At 52.1% G+C, this 26,582-nt stretch carries 14 protein-coding genes; 3 read left to right on the top strand and 11 right to left on the bottom strand.

The window, feature by feature from the left end:
• The 10 genes from ACODTO_RS07500 to ACODTO_RS07455 form a co-directional block, all read right to left on the bottom strand.
• The coding region (locus tag ACODTO_RS07500; protein WP_175387021.1) for a calcium-binding protein at positions 1–2,479 on the bottom strand (2,479 nt) is incomplete at its 3' end.
• Positions 2,480–3,145: 666 nt separating this feature from the next.
• Positions 3,146–3,724, bottom strand: coding sequence for a hypothetical protein (locus tag ACODTO_RS07495; RefSeq protein WP_489106166.1), 579 nt, complete (start codon positions 3,722–3,724; stop codon positions 3,146–3,148).
• 11 nt (positions 3,725–3,735) lie between these two features.
• A complete protein-coding gene (locus ACODTO_RS07490) occupies positions 3,736–5,157 on the bottom strand; it encodes an HlyD family type I secretion periplasmic adaptor subunit (RefSeq protein ID WP_489106165.1) in 1,422 nt (473 codons plus the stop codon).
• The gene (locus ACODTO_RS07485) at positions 5,150–7,312 is read right to left on the bottom strand and encodes a type I secretion system permease/ATPase (protein ID WP_489106164.1); all 2,163 of its coding nucleotides are present in this window, start codon (positions 7,310–7,312) and stop codon (positions 5,150–5,152) included. Before ACODTO_RS07485 ends, ACODTO_RS07490 begins: the two co-directional genes overlap by 8 nt.
• Before the next feature lie 130 nt (positions 7,313–7,442).
• On the bottom strand, positions 7,443–8,813 hold the full coding sequence (locus ACODTO_RS07480; RefSeq protein ID WP_175387022.1) for a TolC family outer membrane protein: 1,371 nt from the start codon (positions 8,811–8,813) through the stop codon (positions 7,443–7,445).
• 1,384 nt (positions 8,814–10,197) lie between these two features.
• Positions 10,198–17,040, bottom strand: a complete 6,843-nt coding sequence (locus ACODTO_RS07475) for a calcium-binding protein (RefSeq protein ID WP_489106163.1) — start codon at positions 17,038–17,040, stop codon at positions 10,198–10,200.
• Between the two features lies 1 nt (position 17,041).
• A complete protein-coding gene (locus ACODTO_RS07470) occupies positions 17,042–17,551 on the bottom strand; it encodes a hypothetical protein (protein WP_055134710.1) in 510 nt (169 codons plus the stop codon).
• 48 nt (positions 17,552–17,599) lie between these two features.
• Positions 17,600–19,024: an HlyD family type I secretion periplasmic adaptor subunit gene (locus ACODTO_RS07465; RefSeq protein WP_139642641.1), complete on the bottom strand. Its 1,425-nt coding sequence runs from the start codon at positions 19,022–19,024 to the stop codon at positions 17,600–17,602.
• A gap of 6 nt (positions 19,025–19,030) precedes the next feature.
• Positions 19,031–21,190, bottom strand: a complete 2,160-nt coding sequence (locus ACODTO_RS07460) for a type I secretion system permease/ATPase (RefSeq protein WP_139642643.1) — start codon at positions 21,188–21,190, stop codon at positions 19,031–19,033.
• Between the two features lie 404 nt (positions 21,191–21,594).
• Complete coding sequence (locus ACODTO_RS07455; RefSeq protein ID WP_175386844.1) at positions 21,595–21,765, bottom strand: hypothetical protein; 171 nt, start codon at positions 21,763–21,765, stop codon at positions 21,595–21,597.
• A gap of 290 nt (positions 21,766–22,055) precedes the next feature.
• Between ACODTO_RS07455 and ACODTO_RS07450 the strand changes: the two genes are divergently transcribed.
• Positions 22,056–23,273 carry an MFS transporter gene (locus ACODTO_RS07450; RefSeq protein WP_139642646.1) on the top strand — a complete coding sequence of 406 codons (1,218 nt, stop codon included), beginning with the start codon at positions 22,056–22,058 and terminating at the stop codon, positions 23,271–23,273.
• 210 nt (positions 23,274–23,483) lie between these two features.
• Here ACODTO_RS07450 and ACODTO_RS07445 read toward each other — a convergent pair whose 3' ends face one another.
• A complete protein-coding gene (locus ACODTO_RS07445) occupies positions 23,484–23,954 on the bottom strand; it encodes an Lrp/AsnC family transcriptional regulator (RefSeq protein ID WP_047703123.1) in 471 nt (156 codons plus the stop codon).
• A gap of 124 nt (positions 23,955–24,078) precedes the next feature.
• Here ACODTO_RS07445 and ACODTO_RS07440 point away from each other — a divergent pair, with 124 nt between their 5' ends.
• A complete protein-coding gene (locus tag ACODTO_RS07440; RefSeq protein ID WP_139642648.1) occupies positions 24,079–25,287 on the top strand; it encodes a methionine gamma-lyase in 1,209 nt (402 codons plus the stop codon).
• Between the two features lie 369 nt (positions 25,288–25,656).
• A complete protein-coding gene (gene dapA / locus ACODTO_RS07435) occupies positions 25,657–26,532 on the top strand; it encodes a 4-hydroxy-tetrahydrodipicolinate synthase (RefSeq protein ID WP_139642653.1) in 876 nt (291 codons plus the stop codon).
• Positions 26,533–26,582 lie beyond the last annotated feature (50 nt).

Here is a 26,582-nt window from a genome sequence, read left to right as displayed (position 1 = left end):
GCAAGGTATCGGTGACTACATAGCCAGCGTCATAGTCCGTAATGGTGTCCTGACCGTCACCCAGGTTGAACAGATAGGTATCTGAAAAATTCCCCCCAGTGATGGTGTCGTTACCTGTACCGCCGGCCAGCGTGTTGCCCTTCGAAGCAGCAGCCACTATGAGGGCATCATCCCCAGCATCACCATACAGCTGGTTCGCCCCGGCGCCTCCTGACAGCGTGTCATTACCGCCGCCGCCATGGATGATGTCGTTACCCGACCAACCGGTCAGCGTTTCGGCCCCTTCCGAACCAACCTGCTTCAACCCCGTTGCAACGATATCCGCCCAGGTCCAGAACGTGCCGTCAGCAAACTCCACTCGTTCAATGACGTTGTTAATGACTACACCAGCACCGGACGTCGTGGCATCAAACCACCCCTTGAACGTCAACTGGTCCGTGCCGTTGACGTGCATGAACACCAGGTCAGAATTGACCCGGCGGGTATTGATATCACTGGCGAGGATCCCGGCACCAAAACGCAAGGTATCGGTTCCAGCGTAGCCGGCGTCATAGTCTGTAATGGTGTCCTGACCGTCACCCAGATTGAACAGGTAGGTATCTGAAAAATTGCTTCCAGTGATGGTGTCGTTACCTGTGCCACCGGCCAGCGTGTTGCCCTTCGAAGCAGCAGCCACTATGAGGGCATCATCCCCAGCATCACCATACAGCTGGTTCGCACCGGCGCCGCCTGACAGGGTGTCGTTGCCCGCGCCACCGTGAAGAATGTTGTTTCCGGTGCTCGCATATAAACGATCATCTCCTTCTAGGCCCAGTAGAAAAGAATTAGTCTCTGCCGAAGCATTTAAATTATCCCCTCCTGAAGTACCTAATACCAAGGAAAATCCGGCAGCGCCAATTAAACTATCAAAAGCACCACCATCCAAATCTCCTTCCGCCCTTAAAGAGGCTAATAATTTTTCACCATAAACACCAAGCGTTTTAAGCGAGTCAAAATAAATGACGATTTCCGCCGCAGAAATATCCCCGCTCAGAAAGTCTTTTCTCAAGACACTAACCACACCCGAAGTGTCAATATTATAACCGCCCTCTATAAATGTAATGATCGACTCGCTAGTATATTTTACGAAGTGCGTTTGCAATAAAAGCTGTGAGTAATAATAGTTATGCACCAGATTAAATGCATTATCCAACTCGGCCGCCGCGTTTGGGCCAGGGTCCCTCAACCCCTCATTAGTCCCTGCACTTTGTACAAATAGCTCGCCAGTAAAAGCTTCAACAGCGTAAATTTTCCTCGCATCCAGAGCATACACACCTCTGCTATCTACAGAGTACTGATCCGCTCCCACCCACTTGAATATTATTTCATCGATTATCTTCATTCTTTTGGAGGGATCGCCCTCCGCCGCAAAAGCTCCGATCAAAGATTTCAACTGACCCGATATATCCTTCACCATCGCCTGATGAAGATCATACACATTGCCAAAACCAATAAGATTTGGAAGAGCACCAATGTCCTCCCCCACTTCTACATATTCATAAACCTCAGTATCAGTCTTGTCTTGCAAAAACCAAACGTCAGTCATTGACTTCGTCGAACCATCAGCCCCAACAAAACCTCCTAATTGCCGATGCTGATTTCCGTTTCCATCTATATAGCCACCTTCCTCAAAGGTTAAACTTAACGAAGCAACTCCAGCCTCAGAGAGCGACAACAACTCTCCATCGTTCACAAGTCCATCCATGCTGAGATCTTTCCAAACTTTTAACTGTGAAAATCTCTCATCTTGAGCATCCACCCTACCATCCTTGTTCGAATCGAATTCAGCAAGCGCTTCGAATCCATTGCTTACATTGCTAGAGTTATTGCCAAAAAGCTCACTTCCATCGTCGATTGAACCGTTGCCGTTTTTATCAAAGACTAAGAGCGCATCATCCTGAGAAACCCATCCGGTCAGTTCAGAAAAACCATTACCATCGTGATCGAAGTGAACTCCCTCACTGACTCCTACCGTTTCAACACCATCGCCATCAAGATCCAAAATAATCGGCGAAACCGTACTGCTTGCTTTCTTAAAAGCCTCTTGAACTTTCTCCGCTAGTACAGGCGCCCCAACGTAAAGACCCTCTACTAAATTTTTCCATAAAGAAGGTGTAAAAAATGGGTCCTCTTCCGGTACAGGGTCGGATGGACTTAGCCCCTCCAATTCATTATGTTGCTCATAAATGTTCTTCAACCTATCCAGCTCAGCCGCCGTAGTAGGATCAGCAGAATAGAGAAGTGAACCTAGATGCTCTGGAGTTTTACTCCACCAACTTTTCTTTTCCGCATCGTAGGTAAATCCCTCTATGTGGTAAGGATCAATATAATAGGCTAGCGAAGAAACTCGACCAACCACCCCTATACCAAGAACTTTCGCGCCAGCCAGGCTATTAAAAAAAGATGTGCCAGCTATCTTTTGATTACGACTCAGTGCCATATTGCCCACCCGAAGAAAATAAGTACAGCCGGAACAAGTAGCACTAAAAAGCCTACCAGGATAATTAATGAGAAATAATAGTTACTCTCACCCTTAAATCGCCCTCTGGTTATAAACGAAAGAAACGCAAAACCGATCTTGTAAAGCAGCTTATTAACTATAAAATCCATTATCAATTCTAACACTCAACCGTCCTCACCAATAAACGCGCCACTTCGGTAGCGAGCATAGAAATCAAACGAAATATTTTCCGCCCCAAAAACTCTCAAAATCCTCCGTTAGCGTTCAATCGACTACCTTTCTTTTACGCTTTCGCTGAATTGCGCCTGTAACGGACCTAATAAATACTCAATAATCGACACTTATAATTTTCACCTTTGCAAATATTTTGAGTCAAACTTAATTAGGGCGTTACCCAGCATCCCCAACGAGGTTCCGCCCATGCAAGGACAGGTAGAAAGAAAAAAACAATATCAACTTATAAAAAACAGTCTTCATAGACTGCCTCCAATTTTCTTTATTAGCATCTGAATTATTCGTCAAAACCACCACCTCTCTGCACATAAAAAAACTAAGACCTGTTGCCACAGCAACGTTTTCTAGGCACAGCCTTCTTTCACGTGCACTTTTTATCATAAGTCATGACCATTAACTTCATGAGGCGCCTTATTTAAGTTCAAGCTTCAGTTCGATCTGCTTAAGCAGCTCAACCAGTCGCCCATCTAAAGTTTCAAAATCATTTCGACCTTTATCGAACTGATAAAGCACCTCAATCCCTTCACCAAATATCCGATTGCTTTCCCAAGTCATTACACCACCACTGACATATACAGACTTACCATCCATGCCTTGAAAATGGTAAATCGTCAGATCTGAAAATTTATATTCGCTTCGCCCCTCAATAATAGAATCCGGTTGCCGTTCTTTTATTTGCGTACTGCTTCTGGGCGATGTAGTGTCAGTCGGCCGGACTCGCACAACCATTTGCGAATCTCGAGCCGTCTCTGGCTTTATGATTTGCATATCTGTCAGTCGTACACCAAAAGTCGCCACATCCGAATCATACGATTTTATTGATGCGCACTCAGATGGTTTGACACTAAAACTAAAATCCGCCACTTCACAACGCTTCTCGTTGACGTCCATCGCAACTGCAAGCGAGCTACTCTCGAATGGCATCATGGGTAGGGCTACCCCCAGCAAAACTAGGAAAATACTTCTGGTTACATAGCGCTTCGCTTCCATACTTTCCTGCCTCACCGCTCTCGCAAGCTCTCACTCGCTGCAACTTGCAACGGACTTAAGAAATACTCAATTATCCTTCGCTGATCTGTTTTTACTTCTGCAGTCACCGCCATACCCGGCAGTAATTTGATATCTTGCCCTTTAATATTCAAATGATCCGAATCCAAGCGAATCTTGCCGCTGTATATCAAGCCACGCTTTTCATCCTCCAGAGCGTCATCAGAAATACTGATGACTTCACCCGAGACCGCTCCATATTTGGTGAAAGTAAAAGTTTCTACTTTTATCGTTACGGCTTGTCCCTGGTGAACAAACCCAACATCTTTGTTCTCAAAAACAGCCTCAACCTCAACCGGTTGCCCCATCGGCACAATCGTCAACAGCGGCTGCGCAGGTGTCACCACCCCACCCACCGTATGCACATTCAACTGCTGTACCGTGCCGTCCACCGGGGCCTCCAGTGTCGTCAGTCCATCCTGATATTCGGCTTTGGCAAAATCCTGCTTCAAAGACGCCACCTTCTGATCCGCCTGCTGCAACAAATCCAGCATAGACCGTCGGGTCTGCGCGACCACACCAGCCCTCCTGCGCTCAGCCTCCTGTCGCGCCGCTGAGGACTGCAATAAGCTGGCTTGCTGCACGCTCAACTGTCGTTCAACGTCCAGCCGCGCCTGCTCCTTTTCCAGATAGGCATGGCGAGCGATGTACTGTTTCTCCAGCAGATGCTGATAGTCATCCGCCAACTTGGCGACGATAGGTAGGGTTTTCTGAAGGCTGGCCACCTGTCCACGTGCGGACTGTATGTCGGCCTGGCGCTGGGCTATTTCGGCGTCAACAGTCTCCAGACTGCTGCGGTACTCCTGATACTGACCTTGCAGCCAGCGCTCAGCAGCCAATACGTGCTCGGGGTCCGCTCCCGGAATCGAGCCATTTAAGGTCCGCGGCGCTCGCTGTCGATCGATGGCATCGAGCATGGCGCTCGCCCGGGCACTGTCGATGCGGGCGGCCAACAGCTCGCTTTGCACTCGCCCCACATCAGCCTCAGCGGCCGTAGAGTCCAGCTCCAACAGCAACTGACCGGCTTTCACCGTCTGACCGTCGTGTACATGGATGGCTTTGACCACCGCCGTTTCGCTGGACTGGATCACCTTGCTTTTACCGCTGGGAATGATCTTGCCAGTCGCGGTTGCCACAACATCAATCTTGCCAACACACGCCCAAACCAGCGCAATCGCAGCAAATGCCATGATCGCCCACATGAACACGCGAGGCGCTGGATGAGTTGGACGCTCTTGTAGCTCAAGAGAGGCCGGCAAAAACTGTATTTCATGGGCCAAGCGCTTTGGTGCGTCCATACTCCGACGAGCCTTCCATGACTCACGCAAGACGTGTCGATAACGCCGCAACAGGCCTGCCGATTCAGCGTTAGACATTGCTGGCTCCTTGCTGCAAGCGGTACAAGCGTGAGTAATGCCCAGCCTGATGGGTCAAGAGTTCGGCATGACTGCCCTGCTCAACGATCTGACCGCGATCAACCACAACAATGCGATTGGCATCCCGCACGGCTGAGAGCCGGTGGGCAATGATGATGACCGTGCGGCCTTTGCAGATATCCTTCATGTTTTGCTGAACCACGCGCTCGGACTCGTAGTCGAGAGCGCTGGTGGCTTCGTCGAAAATCAGGATCCGCGGATTCCCCATCAGCGCTCGAGCAATAGCAACCCGTTGCCGCTGACCTCCAGACAATGATGCGCCGTGCTCTCCTACCACGGTGTCATAGCCTTCGGGGAGCTCCAGAATGAACTCGTGGGCACCGGCGAGCTTGGCCACATGAATGACCTTCTCCAGTGATACGCCGGGATCGGCCAGGGCTATGTTTTCGCGGATGCTACGAGCAAATAGCATGTTGTCTTGCAACACCACGCCAATCTGTCGGCGCAACGAAGAGACGTCCGCCAGCGCCAAGTCCATGCCATCCACCATTACACGCCCACGCTCGGGGACGTGAAGCCTCTGGAGCAGGCGAGTCAGCGTGCTCTTACCTGAGCCTGAACGCCCGACGACGCCAATTACCTGCCCCGCCTCAATGCGAAGGCTCACACCGCGCAGGATCTCGGCTCCATCAGGGCGATAGCGAAAATGGACTTGGTCGAATTCGATGTGACCGCGAATCGGCGGCAACGAACTGCGTGTCGCTTGAGCGATCTCGGTTCGAGTGTTGAGGATGTCGCCCAGACGCTGCACGGAAACGCCGGTCTGCTGGAAGTTAGTCCACAGCTGCGCCAAACGCATGATCGGCTGTGCTACGCGACCGGCCAGCATATTGAAGGCAATCAGTTGGCCTACCGACAACTGCCCTTCAATTACCAGTCGAGCGCCCACCCACAAGGTCGCTACAGTGACCAATTTGCCAATCAGCGACACGCTTTCATTAGCAATAGTGGACAGGGTCTGGGTTCTAAAACCCGCTGCCACATAGCCAGCCAGTTGGTTGTCCCATTTACGGATGGCCTGAGGTTCAACGGCCATGGATTTGAGAGTGTCGATACCGTTGACGGTCTCGACCAGAAAGGCCTGGTTCTCAGCCCCTCTGGCGAAGCTGTCGTTCAGTCGCGAGCGCAGTATCGGTGTGATTAGCACCGACACTAGGATATAGAGCGGCAATGACACCAGCACGATGAGTGTCAACCAACCGCTGTAATAGAACATCACTGCCAGGAACACGACGGAAAACAGTACGTCGAGAATCAGCGTGATCGCATTGCCAGTGAGGAAGCTGCGAATGTTCTCCAGCTCCCGGACTCTAGCCACAGAGTCGCCCACACGCCGCGCTTGAAAATAGGCCAACGGCAGCGTGATTAAGTGCCGGAACAACTTGGAACCCAACTCCACATCGATACGGCTGGCCGTATGGGCAAACACGTAGCTGCGTAGCCCAGTCAAGCCCGACTCGAACAGCATGACCACCGCCAAACCCACCGCGATCACGTCCAGCGTGGTCAAACCGTGGTGCACCAGGACCTTGTCCATCACCACTTGAAAGAAGAGCGGTGTCACCAGCGAGAATATCTGCAGCACAAACGAAACCAGCATGATCTCGCCGAGCAGCTTTCTGTATTTAACAATGGCGGGAATGAACCAGGTGAAATCGAACCGAGAAGATTCACCAGGCGTATTTGCCTCTGAGCGAATCAGCATCAGTTGACCCGTCCAGCGGGATTGAAGAGCCTCAAGGGTGATTACTTCGGGGCGTTGCACGGCCGGGTTGTGAATCAACACCTTGCCTTGATCCAGACGCGCAATAATGAAGAATTCCCCATTCACATCGGTGGCGATGGCGGGCAGCGGTGTTCGATGAAGGCGGTCGATGGAGGTGTTCGCCATCTTGGCTTTGAGACCGAGCTTTCGCGCAGCCAACAACATATCCGCGTGACCAAATGGGTGATCAACGTTTCCGAACTCATGAGCGAGCTGCTCGGCGGAAGCCGCAACTTGATGAAACCTGGCGAGCATCACAAGCGAAGCTAAGCCAGTGTCAAATGGGGGCGCCTGTTCAGGCGTTGCATCGCCCGCTTCAGTTTCAATCATTACGTTTACAGAATTCCTTGTGCAGGCGGCAACCTGCACTCCAGGCACGGAGTGAAACCGTGGTTAATAAAAAGCACACTCTAGATAATGAGCATGTATGCCCAAGGGCTCGCTATTGATCTGAATCCACTCAAATCCCCGGCGGGAGAAAATCTCGCTCAGGCACATAATCCTGCTTTAAGTAGACGGATAGAGACTTAAGGTCATCCACACTCAAAGTCCCTGCAGCCTGTTTCAGCTTGAGGTTGTCGATAATGTAGTCATAACGTGCGTTGTTATAGTCGCGCACCACCGAATACAACTGCCTTTGCGCGGTGAGCACGTCAGCAATATTGCGCGAACCAATATCGACACCTACCTGATTGGCCTCGACGGATTTGCGGGCAGAGACGATCCCCTGTCGGCGCGAAGCAATCTGTGCGATATCGGTATTAACCCCTCTAAACGCATTGCGCGCATTCAATACAATCTCACGGCGCCGATCTTCTTTTTCATCCTGACTTTGTAACAGTCGCTCGACAGACTCTTTAACTTTGGAGTGAGTCATTCCACCAGAGTAAATCGGAATATTCAGTTCAATACCGATACTGCCTTGCGCAACATTGTCACGGTAGCCATTGCGGCCAAAATCCGTGGGATTGCTGTAACCGAAACTGTCGTTGTCACCCTTGCGGTAAGAGGCTACCGCATCGATCGTCGGCAAGTGACCAGCCTTGTGCTGCTTGAGCGTTTGGTCAGCGGCTTGCTCCGCTTGCTCGCTAGCTTGAAGCTGCAGATTCTGCCGAACCGCTGTGTCGACCCACGATTGTGCTTCGTTAGGAATGGGCGACTCGACAGGGAGTTGGTGTCCCATTCCAGAAATGGTTCTGTAGGGTTGATTGGTCAAACGACCCAACGCCTCAAACGCGTCATCGACCTTGCGCTGCACGACTTGCCGATTCGCCTGCACGTTGTCATAGGCCGCTTGTGCGTCGTACACGTCAGTAATGCTTGAGGCACCGTCTTCCAGCCTACCTTGCGCCTGGTCACGCTGATGGAGCAGAGCGGCTTCTTCAGCTTGGGCGGCAGCCAAAGCATCAAGCTGACGCAGTGTCTCGAAATACGCTTGAGCAACAGTCAACGCCAAGGACTGTACCTTGGCCGAAAGCTCTAGCTCCGCTTGGGCAACGCTGGACTCTGCCGCCTTTAACTGGAACCAGCGGTCTACACGAAAAAGCGGTTGACTGAGGTTAGCGCGAAACGTGGTCCCGCTGCGTTCACGACTGAGAGAGGGCTCGTCGCGCTCCAGCCGTACCGTCTCTGAAGTTGCACCTGCCGTCAGATTTGGCAGCAGGCCCGAACGAGCCTGAGGAACCGCTTCGCGCTGAGCCAAGTAGGCGTGGCGCGCGGCAGCCAGTTGAGCGTCATTGTTAAAGGCGGACTGGTACACACCAAGAAGGTCGGCATGCTCCAAGGAAGAATTATCAAACGCAAAAGCTAAAGGGCTCGATACGCAGCCCATGAATAATACACTTTGGCACACTGTGTTAATGAGATTCATTGCTTATCCAAGAAATGCTCGACTTTAAACATCAATCCATTAGCTCGGCTTAACAGTCAGAAACTTGATTCCTTGTTTCCTAAGCAAAGATCACACACACTCGGCCCAGTTAAAAACCGGGCGGGCAGCCAATTTTTTCGATAAGCATCAATAGGTTATGAATAGCTCGCAAAATCGGACAATAATAACATTTAGCTATAACCTAAATAGCGATTAGCTTTATAACCCGTAGCGCTTCAGCCATGCGGGTAAATCAGGAAAAGCAATACCCACCTGTCGAATCATGCCAAATTGTAAAAGGCAGCTCGAACCATCAACACGCATTGTTATACTTCACTCATAACCAATTTTTTTATCGCAATCGGTAAGAAGTATTTTTAATACTATTTGCTTTAATCCCCATAGGAGATGTAGAAATCCGTTGCGCGTTTAATAGCAATCGGACTTTGTCATTTGGGAGTGGGCGTCTGTGTCGTATCGACATGGCTTATGGAGATAATATCAAAGAGCCACCACTGGTTCCATGCACCTTTGTTATCACTCGCACCTACCTACGAAGTCTGCTTAGCTATTCCAGTTCCGTCGTCGTGTTTTAAACTTCACGCAAACCATTGTTTTTAAATGATTTTTACAGAATATTGTCGAAAAATAGCAATGCACCTCTTTCAAAACCAAGTCGCATCCTGCGGGCTGATGGCGACCAACGGTCGCATAAGCGGTATGAACGGTGAGTCGAGTTCGATTTCTACATCATAGTTTTTGGTCAGTGCTCAGTGGCACCTCCGGATCGAGTAGTGAAGCCTCGCTCCCCTTTCGCTTGGGCTCCTCTTTTCTGTTCCGTTCCCTGAACTTGCTAGAGCACAAACAAAAAACCCGGCGCGAAGGCCGGGTTACCCATTCTCTCCTACCGCCAGCCCCCAGTTGAGAGGGATGGAGAGCCGACGAAAGAACGAGGGCATCAGATATTGCCAAACGGCTTTCAATCGCGCAATGCTCGCTCTGGCTCAGCAGCTCAAGGGCGACAAACCCGAGCTTTCCTTGCGCGATTGCACAGCTACACCGAAATCGCATGCGACGCGAGACATACGTCTGCTGCGCTTCGACCGCTACTTCGTGAAACTGCCATTGCTGAGTATGCCGCATCGTTGCTCCTGGTACTGCACAGAGCTGAAATGGAAATCGATGCAAAACAGTGCAATCATTGATAGCCCATTTCCGTCTGTAGATCTAATAGAATCAAGGGCTTTCAGCATGCCCAGAATACAGCGTTAAGATCGTATAAGAACCGAACAACAAAAATCTGCCATGGAGAAAAGCTCTACGTTACGTGCAGGCCCCCAATCCCTTACTGCCAGTTAGTAGCAATCACTACATTAACTTGATCACGCTGTTCTTGAGTCAGATTGATCTCGCCGCCAGCCGGATCTCCAAAAGAAGCCATGGCGTTGACCAGATTGTCTACCGCATTGGCGTACAACGCTGTACTCCCTGCCTGAATCACATCAATTTTTTGTGCCGCACTCACGTACCAATCTTTGACTGTAATTCGATCATCAGTCCCTCTCGCATCAATTACCAAATTATTGCCATCTCGGGACAGCCACAGGTTTTGGGGTGTAATCCCAGAGATACTAAGGGTATCCATGTCATTGGGCGTAGCAGAGTCATTATTTATAATATCCTGGCCATCTCCTGCGACAAAAATATAAGTATCACTTCCCTCTCCGCCTTGTAGCAGGTCGTTACCTTGGCCTCCTTGCAACAGGTCGTTAGTGCTGGAGCCTATTATAGTGTCATTACCCGATGTACTTACCCTCGATGCAACTTGAGAAGTATTCCAAAAAGCGCCATCAGCAAACTCGACACGCTCCAATTGGTAACGTCCGCTGTTTTCAGTGAACCAGTTGTTGAGTGTCACCTGATCCTGACCATTGATATGGCTAAGCACCAGGCTGCTTCCTGATCGGCTGGCACTGATGTCAGAGGCTTGGATGCCCACACCAAACCGCAGGATATCGACACCGCCATAGTAGTAGGAGATGTTGTCATCGTTGATGACATCCCGCCCATCGCCGAGGTTGAAGACATAGGTGTCGGAACCCGCTCCACCGTTCAACGTATCATTGCCCGTACCGCCTTCAAGCTGGTCATCACCGCTACCGGCCGTCAGCGTATCGTTGCCAGCGCCACCGGATATCACCTGCTTGAAGGCAGCACTGACACCAGTCAGTACATCATCACCTGCACTGCCTATGAGCTGGAGCAACTGGGCAGATAACGCCGCGCTGGTCCACACCGTGCCGTCGGCAAACTCGATGCGCTCCAGCTGATAACGTCCAGTGTTTTCGGTAAACCAATTGGTAACCGTCACCTGATCCTGACCGTTGGCATGGCTAAGCACCAAGCTGGTTCCGGATCGGCTGGCACTGATGTCAGAGGCCTGGATGCCTGCACCAAATCGCAGGATATCGACACCGCCATAGTAGTAGGAGATGTTGTCATCGTTGATGACATCCCGCCCATCGCCGAGGTTGAAGACATAGGTGTCGGAACCCGCTCCACCGTTCAACGTATCATTGCCCGTACCGCCCACAAGCTGGTCATCACCGGTACCGGCCGTCAGCGTATCGTTGCCACCACCACCGGATAGCACCTGCTTGAAGGCAGCGCCGATTCCGGTGAGCACATCATCGCCCGCACCGCCTGTGAGCTGAAGCAACTGGGCAGATAACGCCGCGCTGGTCCACACCGTGCCGTCGGCAAACTCGATGCGCTCCAACTGATAACGTCCAGTGTTTTCGGTAAACCAATTGGTAACCGTCACCTGGTCCTGACCGTTGACATGGCTAAGCACCAAGCTGGTTCCGGATCGGCTGACACTGATGTCAGAGGCCTGGATGCTTGCACCAAATCGCAGGATATCGACACCGCCATAGTAGTAGGAGATGTTGTCATCGTTGATGACATCCCGCCCATCGCCGAGGTTGAAGACATAGGTGTCGGAACCCGCTCCACCGTTCAACGTATCATTGCCCGTACCGCCCACAAGCTGGTCATCACCGGTACCGGCCGTCAGCGTATCGTTGCCACCACCACCGGATAGCACCTGCTTGAAGGCAGCACCGATTCCGGTGAGCACATCATCGCCCGCACCGCCTGTGAGCTGAAGCAACTGGGCAGATAACGCCGCGCTGGTCCACACCGTGCCGTCGGCAAACTCGATGCGCTCCAGCTGATAACGTCCAGTGTTTTCGGTAAACCAATTGGTAACCGTCACCTGGTCCTGACCGTTGATATGGCTAAGCACCAGGCTGGTCCCGGATCGACTGGCACTGATGTCAGAGACCTGGATGCCCGTGCCAAACCGCAAGACGTCGACACCGCCGTAGTAGTAAGAAATGTTGTCATCGTTGATGACATCACGACCATCTCCAAGGCTGAAGAGGTACAGATCGGAGCCTTGGCCGCCGTTCAACGTGTCGTTGCCCGTGCCGCCTTCAAGCAAGTCATTACCGGAGCCGGCCGTCAGCGTATCGTTACCGCCGCCACCTCTTATAACTTGAGACTGACTGCTACTGACACCGGTCAGTACATCGTCACCCGCGCCGCCTGTGAGCTGGAGCATCTGGGCTGACAACGTCGCGCTGGTCCAGACGGTGCCGTCGGTGAACTCTATGCGCTCCAACTGATAACGATCGGTGTTTTCGGTAAACCAATTGGTAACCGTCACCTGGTCCTGACCATTGGCATGGCTAAGCACCAAGCTGGTTCCGGATCGGCTGGCAACGATGTCAGAGGCTTGGATCCCCATACCAAACCGCAGGATATCGACACCGCCATACATGTAGGAGAGGTTGTCATCGTTGATAACGTCGCGCCCATCGCCGAGGTTGAAGAGATAAATATCGGAGCCTTGCCCCCCGTTCAATGTGTCATTACCCGTACCGCCCGCCAACTGGTCATCACCGCTTCCAGCCGTCAGCGTATCGTTGCCACCACCACCGGATAGCACCTGCTTGAAGGCCGCGCCGATTCCGACGAGCACATCATCACCCGCGCCGCCTGTGAGCTGGAGCAACTGAGCGGACAGTGTCGTGCTGGTCCAGACGGTGCCGTCGGCGAACTCGATGCGCTCCAGCTGATAACGTCCAGTGTTTTCGGTGAACCAATTGGTGACCGTTATCTGATCCTGACCGTTGACATGGCTAAGCACCAGGCTGGTGCCGGATCGGCTGGCAATGATGTCGGCGGCCTGGATGCCCGTGCCAAACCGCAAAACGTCGACACCGCCATACATGTAGGAGAGATTGTCATCGTTGATGACGTCACGCCCATCGCCGAGGTTGAAGAGGTACAGGTCGGAGCCTTGGCCACCATTCAACGTGTCATTGCCCGTACCGCCCTCAAGCTGGTCAGCACCAGCGCCGGCGGTCAAAGTATCGTTACCACCGCCACCTCTTATAACTTGAGCCTGACTGCTACTGACACCGGTCAGCACATCGTCACCCGCGCCGCCTGTGAGCTGGAGCACCTGGACAGACAACGCCGCGCTGGTCCACACCGTGCCGTCGGCGAACTCGATGCGCTCCAACTGATAACGATCGGTGTTTTCGGTGAACCAATTGGTGACCGTCACTTGGTCCTGACCGTTGACATGGCTAAGCACCAGGCTGGTACCGGATCGGCTGGCAAGGATGTCGGCGGCCTGGATACCCGTGCCAAACCGCAAAACGTCGACACCGCCATACATGTAGGAGAGATTGTCATCGTTGATGACGTCACGCCCATCTCCGAGGCTGAAGAGGTACAGATCGGAGCCTTGCCCACCGTTCAACGTGTCGTTGCCCACACCGCCCTCAAGCTGGTCATCCCCGACCCCGGCCGTCAACGTGTCGTTGCCACCACCACCGGACAGCACCTGCTTGAAGGCAGCACCGATTCCGGTGAGCACATCATCGCCCGCGCCACCCATGAGCTGGAGCAGTTGGGCAGACAACACCGAGCTGGTCCACACCGTGCCGTCGGCGAACTCGATGCGCTCCAGTTGATAACGATCGGTGTTTTCGGTAAACCAATTGGTAACCGTCACCTGATCCTGACCGTTAATATGCCTAAGCACCAGGCTGGTTCCGGATCGGCTGGCCATGATGTCAGAGACCTGGATGCCCGTGCCAAACCGCAAGACGTCGACACCACCGTAGTAGTAAGAGATGTTGTCATCGTTGATAACGTCCTGCCCATCTCCTACGTTGAAGAGATAGATGTCGGAGCCCGCCGCACCGTTGAGAATATCATTACCAGTACCGCCTTCGAGTTGGTCGTCACCCGCGCCAGTCGTCAGGTTGTCATTACCGCCCCCGCCAAGGAATGTTTGGCTGACCCTAGAACTAGCTCCTGTAATAACATCATCGAACTCCGTTCCAGTCCTATTTAGTAGACTACTTGTAAGCTCTGAACTCATCCAGACAGTTCCATCGGCAAACTCAATTCGTTCCACCTGATAACGAGAACCTAGCTGAATGAACCAGTTAAGAAAAACCACTTGATCATGGCCATTACCATGCTGTAAAAGCAAGCTACTCCCCTGAATGCTAACGTTTATATCCGCGGGGCATATTCCTTCACCAAAGTACAAGACATCCGAGTCTCCAAGATTTTCAACATCTTCGTTGATTACATCTCGCCCGTCACCAAGATTGAAATGATAAACATCTGAACCAGTACCACCTTCAATATAATCATTGCCGCCTCCTCCAATGAGCACATCGTCACCCTGGGCTCCAAACAATTTGTCATTACCCAGTCCTCCACTCAAATTATCGGATGAGGCGTAACCATGAATTTCATCATCGCCTGGAGTAGTGATACCCACCATGGCCTTAATTTGTTCAAGTCTCCATATCGCACCATCAGCAAAGCGGATCTCTTCTAAATAATAGTCACTCGCACCATCACTATAAAAATAATTGACTACTTTTATCCTGTCAGCACCACCACGTAAAACAAGAACCAAATCATCTCCCGAGCGAGTGACGCCTATTTCGGAGGGTGCTATATCTGAAGCAAATTCGATGAAGTCGACCTTATTATCGCCGCTATCAAAATTATTAAGTGTGTCGTGCCCCCACCCCCGACTGAATCGATAAATATCAGATCCCTCATCACCACTAAGATAATCGTCGTCAGCCCCACCGTCCAAAATATCATTACCAGCGTCACCATATAAAGTGTCGCGGCCAGCCAAGCCGAAAAGTGCATTATTATGGGAGTCGCCATACAACTCATCGTTAATTAATCCACCTAGCGAGTAACCCATATTGGCCAGCAGACAATCAAAGCCTGGAACATTAACATCTCCGGCTTGCCGCAGATTAGTCAGTATAGCCCCGCCCTGCACACCAGAGTCTAATAGAGCCTTAGAAAATTCGGACATCTCTTGCGCGCCGAGCGCAGAATCTTCGTCATATGCAAATCGTAACATTTCGACCAAACGAGCAACGTCAAATTTTAATTCGTAATTTTCAAAGCCAAGATCGATTGCTTCAACTAAAGGCCTAAAGTGAGTCTGCAACATTAACCCCGAATACAGAAAACCAGCCAGTTGGCCATATGCCTGCATGAGTTTTGCGGCAGCATTAGGTCCCGGATTGCCAGTGCCTACATTGATCCCGGCTGACTGGATAAAGCCTTGTCCCGAAAACGCTTCCAAGGCATAAAGTTTGCGCCCATCATCGATATATCCCCCACGACTGACTGAAGTATATGCAGCCGCTCCGCTCCAAGAGAATATGATTTGATCGAGCAGCGAGTATCTCTTCGTAGTGTCTGTCTCAACCGCAAACTGCTCAACTAACTGTTTAAGGTGCCCAGTCGTATCGCGCAATATTGCCTGACTCAGGTCCGCCACATTACCAAACCCATCCAGGTCGATTGAAGATGCCGTCTGTTCCCCCAATACTATTTTGTTTAGATCTACAGTCCGCGCGGTGTCCACCACAAACCAAACATCGTCCAAATCATGTGACGCACCGCTACTATCTGTATAGGTTCCCGATTGCAGCACTTTATTGCCTTGGGAATCAGTCGTATTTTCGTCTACGTAACCTACGCTAAGGCTTTGAACATTAGCCTCGCCAAGGCTCAACAACTCTCCCTCATCAAGTTTCGCATCACTATTACTATCTTTCCATACTCCCAACTGGCCAAAAGCCGCATCATTAGCATCTATTTTGCCGTCATGATTACTGTCCAGGTCAGCTAACACCGAGAACCCATTGGTAGCTATTTGCCCGTTTGTCAAATGAGTGTAATTGCCGAAAAGCTCACTCCCATCGTCTATTTGTCCATTGCCATTTCGATCCCATATTAATAAACCATCATCTTTTCCGACCCAGCCGGTGCTTTCAGCGAAGCCATTGCCATCGTGATCAAAATATACACCGCTACTCAAAGACAGTGTTTCAACTCCGTCTCCATCCAAATCCAAGATCAGTGGACTTACCGTATTCAGGGCGGCATCATAGGCATCACGCAAATTCTCAACTATCAAATCTGTGAAGTTGAAAATGCTAGAGGAAACGGCATCCGTAATATCATCCAGAGCCCCGACCACATAATCATTGAACGCTTGAGCGAAGTCCCCGGTCGCCTCCATCGCATCCTGAAAACTTTCTATGGCCGATGTATAAGCCTCACCTAGCACCTCACCCAAGCCGTGAAGAGCGTTACTCAAAGAGTCAATATATGGATTTAAATCAATACTTTCATCGCCACTATTCATTGCCATAACCGTGAGCACTGCGCCAGCCGCTGTAATTACTACAGCCGTAGCGATCAAAGCCGGGGCCGAAGCTGCGCCGACTGCAGCAGCTAATGTCGCCGACGCCACAATTGCCGACAGATCGGCAAAGACAGAGTAAATATCACTTACGTGAACTTCACCAGAATCGTCGATGGTCGTTTTCATATTCAAAAAGTCACGACCAAGGGCCGAATAAGCAAGAGCTGAACCTGCGATAGGCAGGCGTTTCCCCATCATCTCCCCGAAGCTAACTAACGTCTGCGTTGCTCCAAGGGCCGCACTAAAAACTTGCCCTTTTGATGCATCAACAATTACCGACCCCGACCCCACTGGTGTACTTAGATAAGACAGGGCGCTGGAAATTGCATCTAATGTACTTTTATCCACTTTAATTCCTCCTTGCCTTCCTTAAAAAGAAGACGGAAATGCAAAGCGCAAAAAAACCAACGCCACCGAGAACCCAAACACTACCTCTCTTACCTTTAGCCAACCTCTCTTCGGACATCGCTCTACTGATGATCTCTTTACCATCCACCTCCAGAACTACTAATTTTCGCTGCTCCAACGCAGGCAAAAATTTTTGTTCATACCAGAAAACACGGGCATGCTTACCTAATAAATCCGAGCTTTTCTGCTTCGTTATGCACGTTGGATACCCCCCTAAATTTGAAGCACAGGTAAACCGATAAACATTCTCACCGTCGATGATTTTCGTGATGGCTTTACCCTTGAATCTTTCCTCCGAAAGAACACCTGAGGACTCGCTTAATCTATCCGGAATGTATGATATGGACTGATGCCACAGAACAATAATCACAAATCCCAGATAACCAACGAAACTAAAAATCGCAAAATTTCTGTAGGCAACCCTAGATCGATCGGAAATGTTAGCGCCCATTATTTTTCACCAAAATAGTAATTTGTTTACCAACTCAATCAAGGTTAATCATCGCTCCCTGAGCCCCTCCGACAGATGTTGCTCTAGAGGGCTCAACAAATACTCGATAACTTTCCTATGATCCGTCCTTACCTCGGCGGACACAGACATTCCCGGCATCAACTGTATTTCTTGCCCTTTCACCAAAACTTTGGCTTTCGGCAGCCGAATCCTGACGCTATATAAAAGCCCACGTCTTTCATCTTCTATCGCGTCATCGGAAACACTGATAACTTCGCCCTCTAACACGCCATACTTGGTGAACGTAAATGTTTCGACTTTTACCGTAACCAACTGTCCGGCATGTACAAAACCGATATCTTTGTTCTCCAGCATGGCTTCAACCTCAACAACCTGATCTTTGGGCACGATCACCATCAACGCTTGAGCGGCCGTCACTACTCCACCGACCGTGTGAATAGCCAATTGCTGAACAGTGCCATCCACCGGTGCCGTTAAGTGCATCAGGTGATCACGTTGTTCAGCCTTTCTAACTTCCTGAGTCAGTGATGCAATCTTTTGCTCGGATTGCTGCTGAAGATCGAGCATCTCGCGGCGGGTCTGGGCAAGAATTCCCTCTCGACGACGCTGCGCTTCTTTTTTTGTTGCTTGCAACTCGATGACCCGCACTTGCTGCACGGCCATTTCTCGTTCAAGGTCTAATAGTGCCTGTTGTTTTTCTAAGTAGGCATGACGAGGTACATATTGTTTTTCCAACAGCAGCTTATAGTCATCGGCCAAGCGTCGACTGATGGGTAAGGTTTTGAGCAGTGATGCGACAGTGGCCGTTGCCGACAGAATTTCTGCAGATCGCTGATCAATCTCCGCATCTACTTGATCCAAAGCACTGCGCATTTCAAGGTATTGGCCTTGTAACCACCGTTCTGCGGCCAATTGCTGTAACGGGTCTGCATTCTTAATTTTGCCCGTCAAAGGACCGGGCTCTTTGCGGGATTCAATTACCTCCAGCATTGCACCGGCCCTGGCGCTATCTACCTCAGCAGCCAACAAGTCGTTGCTCAAGCGTTTCACATCTGCCCCTGTTGCACTGGCATCCAGGTCGACAAGGACGTCCCCAGCTTTGACTTGTTCACCGTCGTGAACATGGATCGCCTTGACCACAGCTACTTCGCTGGGCTGAATAGTTTTGCTTCTCCCGCTGGCGACTACCTTGCCAGTCGCCGTGGCAACCACATCAATTTCTCCTAGGCAAGCCCATAGCAACGCTAAGCCAGCAAAGAGCATGATTGCGAACAGTGTATAGCGCGGCGCCGGATGCACCGGTTGCTCTTGCAAAGCCAGGGCAGCCGGCAGAAATTGCACTTCATGGGGGAGCCGGTGGGGAGTGTCCAACAACCTGCGCTGCCCCCACGAATGCCGCCAGGCATGATGGTAGCGGCGCAATAACTCGCGTGTTGCCGAAGATTGGCCCATGGCAGTTCAACCTTGCTGCAAGCGATGCAAACGTGAGTAATGACCGGCTTGAAGCGCCAGCAGTTCGGAGTGGGTACCTTGCTCCACGATCTGACCACGGTCCATGACCGCAATGCGATGAGCATCGCGCACAGCGGAAAGCCGATGGGCGATGATGATCACCGTGCGACCTTTACAAATGTCCTTCATGTTCTGCTGGATAACTCGCTCGGATTCGTAATCAAGGGCACTAGTGGCCTCATCGAAAATTAAAATCCTTGGGTTACCGATAAGTGCTCGAGCAATCGCAACCCGTTGTCGCTGACCGCCAGACAACGAAGCTCCGTGCTCACCCACCACCGTGTCATAGCCCTCCGGCAACTCCAGGATGAAATCATGGGCTCCGGCCATCTTGGCTGCATGTATGACTGCCTCCAGCGGTGCGCCAGGATCTGTGAGGGCGATGTTTTCACGGATGCTGCGGTTGAACAGCATATTGTCTTGTAGCACTACTCCGATTTGACGACGCAGGGATGAAACATCTGCCAAAGCCAAGTCCATGCCATCGACTAGAACACGTCCTCGCTGCGGTACATAAAGTCGCTGCAACAAACGCGTCAGTGTGCTTTTCCCGGAGCCGGAGCGTCCTACTACCCCCAATACCTCGCCAGCCTGAATAACGAGACTGACTCCACGCAGGACTTCTGACCCTTCTGGCCGATAACGAAACTGAACTTGATCAAATTCCACGTGACCTTTAAGCGCTGGCAAAGCACTGCGGGTGGCCTGGGACAGCTCAGTGCGACTATTTAGAATGTCGCCTAAACGCTGTACTGAAACACCTGTCTGCTGAAAGTTGGTCCACAGTTGAGCTAAGCGAATAATCGGTTGCGAAACGCGTCCCGCTAACATGTTGAAAGCAATCAGTTGCCCGACCGAAAGCTGGCCGTCGATAACTAATCGCGCGCCTAACCAAAGCGTAGCCACCGTCACCAGCTTGCCGATCAACGAAACACCTTCATTCGCGATGTTCGACAGGGTTTGCGTTCTGAACCCTGCAGATACGTAGGCGGCGAGCTGGTTATCCCACTTGCGGGTGATCTGTGGCTCGACCGACATCGACTTGAGCGTATCTATGCCATTGATCGTCTCTACCAGAAATGCTTGGTTTTCCGCTCCCCGGGCAAAACTCTCTCTCAACCGAGAGCGAAGTAAAGGTGTAATAAATATGGAAACCAGTACATACATAGGCAACGAGACTACAACAACCAGCGTCAGCCAACCGCTGTAGAAAAACATCACGGTGATAAAAACCACCGAGAACAAGATATCTAACACCAAGGTGATAGCATTACCTGTCAGAAAACTTCGGATGTGCTCCAACTCTCTGACTCTAGCCACCGAGTCGCCCACTCTTCTGGCCTGGAAATACGCCAAAGGCAGTGTCACCAAATGGCGGAACAAACGGGACCCTAATTCCACATCGATACGGCTGGCTGTATGTGCAAAAACGTAGGTCCTCAAGCCACTCAGAAGAGTTTCAAATAACATGATCCCTAGTAGTCCAACGGCAATGACATCCAAGGTGGTCAGCCCGTGGTGTACCAGCACCTTGTCCATTACCACTTGAAAGAAGAGTGGTGTCAGTAGCGAGAAAATTTGTAGAACAAAGGAGACAAGTAGCACTTCACTGAGTAATTTTCGGTATTTTATAATGGACGGGATAAACCAGGTGAAATCGAATCTGGCTAATTCGGCGGCTTGAGTGGCCTGTGAGCTCAATAAGATGAGTTCTCCCTGCCACATACCCAATAACTGGTCTGTACTTAAAACCTCGGGACGCAACGACTCTGGATTGTGTATCAGGATTTTGTCTTGATCAAACCGAGCAATGATGAAGAAGCGTCCGTCGGTTGCGCAAGCGATGGCAGGTAAAGGAGTATGTGCCAAGCGCTCAATTGTTGTCTTGACGACTTTGGTTTTTAACGCCAGCTCGCGTGAAGCCAGCAATATTTCCGTTTTACCAAACGCCTGTCCTTGGGAAAGGTACTGGTGACTAAGCTCCTCCGCAGAGGCAGCTATATTATGAAAACGAGCGAGCATCACTAGACAAGTCAGTCCGGTGTCGACTGCCTCGGGCGGCAGTCCGGCGGCTGTATCGACGCCTTCATCAAAAATCGCATCCATAGGTATACGACTCGCTTCTGCCTCTGACGAAGAGGCACTAAAGCGAGCGTAGACTAGGAATTTACGACGAACTAAAAATACTTAGATCAAAATGCTATCACACCATTTACTGTTAAGTACTAGTTGAGGGCCACCCTCCTTGCGCTTCCTAAAAGAGAAAATATTTATTGACGTCAATTTTGCGATCTGCACACACGAAGGAGTTCTTGACGCCAAAGAAACTCCGTAAGCTTTTCGCAAGGAAAATGGAGTCCAGCGATTGCAACGACTCGCTAGGTTTCTTAGGAAAGATATCTGGCAAAACTCTTAAGCGTCCCTTGATCGAACCGCTCGCAATTATAATTTGCGATAAGCTGTTTCATGGCCGCTCGAGCCATCTCACACTTTCAATGCTTCTATAAATCTCATATAGAATCGACTGATAAATGATGCCCCTCGATTACCATATCGAATACAAAAGAAACACCACTATCAATCGGATCAAGCGAGCCAACATATAGACCATCGATCCCGGCTTGGCTCTGCTCGATAAGTGCAGTGAGGCTGTCGCTTGCCGGATGGACATCAACCTGCATCAGAATGCGTTAAGGAGTCGAGAGCCAATTAGGCTACCGTCGTGGCAAAATCCAACGGCGGTCATTGGAGTCCTGCGACAGCTGAGCTAGAGTCTCGAAATCCATCAGCCCGGCGGTCCACCCTTAGCCGTCACAAGGAATAAGCCATGCAGATCCGGTACTTGAAGATTGCGAACTTCCGCAAGCTCCTGTCCGTTCGAATCGATCCGGCAAGCACCACCACCTTCTTGTCGGCGCTAACAACAGCCTCACAACACGGCTAGCCTAGGTCAAAGGATTGGGCCCAATCAATGCGTCAGGATATCCCTCTGATACAACCACTCGATGAATCGGCGACCTCCGAGGCAAACCGCCGACAAGCCCTTGCCGCCGGAAGCCTGGCGCATGCCGCACACGATGGTTTGACCGACGTAATCTATGTACTGCTGCCCATATGGCAGACCTACTTTGGCCTCAGCTATGCCCAAGTAGGTCTGCTGCGTGGCGTTTATGCGGGAATGATGGCCGGCTTCCAACTGCTGGCCAGTCGCGGCGCGCGCAGGTGGGGCCGTGAAACGCTGCTGATCCGAGGCACAGCCTTGGCCGGCATTGCCTATTTGCTTGCCGCACAGGCCACCGATATAGGCCTGTTGCTGTTGGCGTTGATGATCGGCGGGCTGGGCGCCAGTACGCAGCATCCGCTCGCATCGGCCCTGGTATCGGATGCCTATGATGGAAGCGGCCGGGTCAAGCAGGCACTGGCTCAGTACAATTTTGCTGGAGATGTCGGCAAGGCCGTCATTCCGGGCGCGACCGGGTTGGCATTGGCGTACATCTCCTGGCAGACCAGCGCCACGCTGCTTGGAATGATCGGCATCGCCGCCGCGATCGGCCTCTGGTTGCTGGTTCCCAAAACTCGGGAAAGCGTAACGGACAAAAAGAAAATCACAATCTCCGACAAGACCGGCACCACGTCGGGCCTCGTGGCACTGATCGCTACCGGAACTCTCGACAGCGGCGTGCGCATGGGTTTCCTGACTTTCCTGCCGTTCCTACTGCAAAGCAAGGGAGCCAGCACTGGGCATATCGGCCTGGCGCTTTCACTGCTGTTCTTCGGCGGCGCCTTTGGCAAGCTGTTCTGTGGCTACCTCGGCGCCCGGCTTGGCCCCGTGCGCACGGTGATCTGCACCGAGGTGCTGACGGCATTACTCATCCTGCTGGCGCTGGTGCTGCCCTTCGGTGCCTTCATGCTGGTGATGCCGCTGATCGGAGTTGCACTGAACGGAACCTCATCGGTGTTGGGCGGGCTGGTGCCGGATTTCGCCGCCCGTGACCGACGTGATCGGATATTCGCCTGGTTCTATACCGGTACCGTAGGTGGCGGCGCTTTGGCCCCGGTGCTGATTGGTGCCATCTCGGACAAAACAGGGGTGACCGACGGACTGATGGTGCTGGCCGGACTGCTATTGCTGACTCTCCCCCTCTGTCTAGTCATTTACAAGAGCAAGAGCGGAATGACACGCTATTGAGCATCGCGCCCAACCGAACTGCGTGATCATTTTTCCGCTGCATGTTTCGAGGAGATCTTCGTAATCGGGCAACAGTAAATAGCTATTTGACGAGTTCAATGTTGCATCGGGTGAAGTTATCTACATTCTGGGACATTGCGCAATTAGATCAGAACTTGGCTGCTCAAATAACGCGCCTGCCCGGGCCGACAGTCAAAGGTAATACCGCGCTCAGCCCAGCACCGGGATCACTCGTGAGGGCTTGACCGATTTGAACGAAAAACTTGAATAAATCTCTTTGACCGCCGGCAAGGTTTGCAGCACCTCTCGCGCAAACTCGCCGAAAGACTCCAGGTCTTTGGCCACCACTTCCAGTAGAAAATCGTAGCGTCCGGAAACGTTGTGACAGGCGACGATCTCCGGGATTTCCAATAGGCGCTGTTCGAAGGATCGAGCCATTTCCTGACTGTGGGACTCCATCATCACGCTAACAAATGCGGTGACGCCGTAGCCGAGTGCCTTGGGCGAAAGAATCGCCTGGTAGCCGGTAATCACTGCGTTCTCTTCAAGAATTTTCACCCGTCGCCAACACGGCGAAGTGGTCAGCGCCACATGTTCGGCCAGTTCGGCGATGGTCAGCCGGGCGTTGCTTTGCAGGGCCGCGAGTAAGGCCTTGTCGGTACGATCCAGTTCGCCGGGCATGTCTTGCCTCCAAATTGTGTTTTCCGGGGCCTTTATTCCAATTTATGGGTTATTTCTGGGTCAATTTGGAATTTTTCTTGTTGGAATTGAGCATAGCATTGTAGGAAATACAGGAGCGTCCAACATGAACAATAAAAACAATGAACTGGGCTTTTCCACCCGCGCCATCCATCACGGCTATAAGCCGCTGGACAACAACGGCGCACTGATCCCGCCGATCTACCTGACCTCCACGTTCGCCTTCCCTACCGCCGAGTACGGCGCCGGTTGTTTCGCCGGCGAAGAATCCGGGCATTTTTACACGCGGATCTCCAACCCCACATTGGCTCTGTTGGAGTCACGCATGGCGGCTTTGGAAAACGGCGAGGCGGCGGTGGCCTTCAGCTCCGGCATGGGAGCCATTGCCGCGACCTTTTGGACCCTGCTGCGCCCCGGTGACGAGATCATTCTCAACCGTACGTTGTACGGTTGCACCTTCGCCCTGCTGCACCACGGTATCGGCGAGTTTGGCGTCAAGGTGCGCCATGTTGACATGTCCAACCTGGCCGAACTGCGCGATGCCATCAGTCCTTCGACGCGCATGATCTATTTCGAATCCCCGGCCAATCCGAACATGCAGTTGGTCGACATCTGCGCGGTGGCTAAGATTGCCCACCATCATCGGAATGTCACCTTGGTGGTCGATAACACCTACTGCACTCCATACCTGCAACGCCCCTTGGAAATGGGTGCGGATGTAGTGGTGCATTCGGCCACCAAGTACCTCAGTGGCCATGGCGATATCACGGCCGGCATCGTGGTTACCAGTCATCCACTGGCGGACCGCATTCGCCTGCAAGGCCTCAAGGACCTGACCGGTGCGGTAATGTCGCCTCAGGACGCTTTTCTGCTGATGCGCGGGCTCAAAACCCTGTCACTGCGCATGGAACGCCATTGTAGCAACGCCCAGGTGATCGCCGAGTATTTACATGCGCACCCGGCCGTCGAATGGGTCACTTACCCCGGCCTGCCCTCCTTTGCTCAGTACAACCTGGCGTCGAGGCAAATGAAGTTGCCCGGGGGCATGATCGCCTTCGAACTCAAGGGCGGCCTGACCACCGGCCGGCGTTTCATGAACGCACTGGAGTTGTTCGCCCGCGCGGTCAGCCTGGGAGACGCCGAGTCCCTGGCCCAGCATCCAGCCAGCATGACCCATTCCACCTACACGCCTGAAGAGCGTGCGCACCACGGGATTTCCGAGGGGTTGGTGCGTTTGTCGGTGGGCCTTGAAGACATCGCGGACCTGCTGGCCGACATCAGCCAAGCGCTGGATGCCTGTGCTCAAGGAGGTTGAACATGTCCACCGCTTATCCCCTTGTGGATTGTCGCGCCGTTGAGCATGTCGCCCAACCGAACTGCGTGATCATTTTTCCGCCGCATAGTTGACCAAGGCACCGCACCCTGTGCACTATCGAGCAGTTCCTCTTCGCAACGGATCAACCATGATTCTCACCACTGACCACATGCTGTCTGCCAAGGGCCTCTGCGCCCAGGCATGCGCATGCGTGTCCGTTGCCAAGAAATCCAAGAAACAGCCGCTCATTTGACCGGGGCGCTGTCCCGTCAGATGAGCTGACAGGACAGATAGCGCCAGGCCTCCTCCCCGCTTGATTCCCATCCCCTCCTCTGACGTCGACTAATCGGTCTGCCTGAGGAGTAATGCATGTCTAATTTTCGCGGTATCTGGATTGCACTGGTGACGCCCTTTCATTCGGGACACGTCGACTTCGACGCGCTCGAAGGTTTGGTGAAAACACTGCTTTCTGAAGGCGTGAGGGGGCTGGTCGTATGCGGCACCACTGGCGAAGCCGCAGCGATGAACAAGGATGAACAGCTCGAGGTACTGGATGCCGTTCTGCAGATCGCTCGACCGGACCAGGTGATCATGGGGCTGTCGGCCAACAACCTGCAGGAAGCCCTGGCATTCCAGCAAAAGATCCAGAGCCGTGACATCGCCGGCATTCTGATTCCAGCGCCCTACTACATCCGGCCTTCGCAGCAAGGCATCGAGTCATTTTTCCAAACAGTCGCCGATGCCTCATCTGTCCCGGTAGTCCTTTACGACATTCCCTACCGAACAGGCGTGAGGATCGAACGAGAGACGCTGAGAAGGATCGTGCGTCACCCAAAAATCGCAGCGATCAAGGACTGCGGTGGTGACGTCGAAACCACTATGGCCCTGATCAAGGACGGCAATGCAGAGATTCTGACTGGCGAGGATATCCAGATTTTCACAAACCTCGCCCTGGGTGGAGCCGGCGCCATTTCAGCCTCGGCACACATCTGTCCAAGTCTGTATGTCCAGATGATGCAGGAGATGGATAGAGGCGATGTCATGTGCGCCCGGGCTACATTTTACCGCCTGCTGCCTTGGATAAAGATGGCGTTCGCTGAGCCTAACCCGGCTGTCATCAAAGCAGCTCTGAGCATCCATGGCCTGATCAGCAACGAGCTTCGTGAGCCCATGCAGACTTGCTCATCGACGACGATGGAGCGACTCAGGTCTGTGCTTTCAGGTTTGACCTGTCAAAGCGCATAGCTCGGGCGGCGATCTCATGGGTGTGGTGCTACGCCCAAGAACCACCACAC

The sequence above is a fragment of the Pseudomonas sp. FG13 genome, assembly GCF_057809755.1.
This window is presented reverse-complemented; position numbering and strand designations above follow the sequence as displayed.

Bases quoted from the DNA above. Each gene is read 5' to 3' on its own strand.
- ACODTO_RS07485 (WP_489106164.1), bottom strand. From the start codon at position 7,312: ATGATTGAAACTGAAGCGGGCGATGCAACGCCTGAACAGGCGCCCCCA.
- ACODTO_RS07480 (WP_175387022.1), bottom strand. From the start codon at position 8,813: ATGGGCTGCGTATCGAGCCCTTTAGCTTTTGCGTTTGATAATTCTTCC.
- ACODTO_RS07470 (WP_055134710.1), bottom strand. From the start codon at position 17,551: ATGGGCGCTAACATTTCCGATCGATCTAGGGTTGCCTACAGAAATTTT.
- ACODTO_RS07445 (WP_047703123.1), bottom strand. From the start codon at position 23,954: ATGCCCGGCGAACTGGATCGTACCGACAAGGCCTTACTCGCGGCCCTG.
- ACODTO_RS07450 (WP_139642646.1), top strand. From the start codon at position 22,056: ATGCGTCAGGATATCCCTCTGATACAACCACTCGATGAATCGGCGACC.
- ACODTO_RS07495 (WP_489106166.1), bottom strand. From the start codon at position 3,724: ATGGAAGCGAAGCGCTATGTAACCAGAAGTATTTTCCTAGTTTTGCTG.
- ACODTO_RS07460 (WP_139642643.1), bottom strand. From the start codon at position 21,190: ATGGATGCGATTTTTGATGAAGGCGTCGATACAGCCGCCGGACTGCCG.
- ACODTO_RS07440 (WP_139642648.1), top strand. From the start codon at position 24,079: ATGAACAATAAAAACAATGAACTGGGCTTTTCCACCCGCGCCATCCAT.
- dapA (WP_139642653.1), top strand. From the start codon at position 25,657: ATGTCTAATTTTCGCGGTATCTGGATTGCACTGGTGACGCCCTTTCAT.
- ACODTO_RS07465 (WP_139642641.1), bottom strand. From the start codon at position 19,024: ATGGGCCAATCTTCGGCAACACGCGAGTTATTGCGCCGCTACCATCAT.
- ACODTO_RS07490 (WP_489106165.1), bottom strand. From the start codon at position 5,157: ATGTCTAACGCTGAATCGGCAGGCCTGTTGCGGCGTTATCGACACGTC.
- ACODTO_RS07455 (WP_175386844.1), bottom strand. From the start codon at position 21,765: ATGCAGGTTGATGTCCATCCGGCAAGCGACAGCCTCACTGCACTTATC.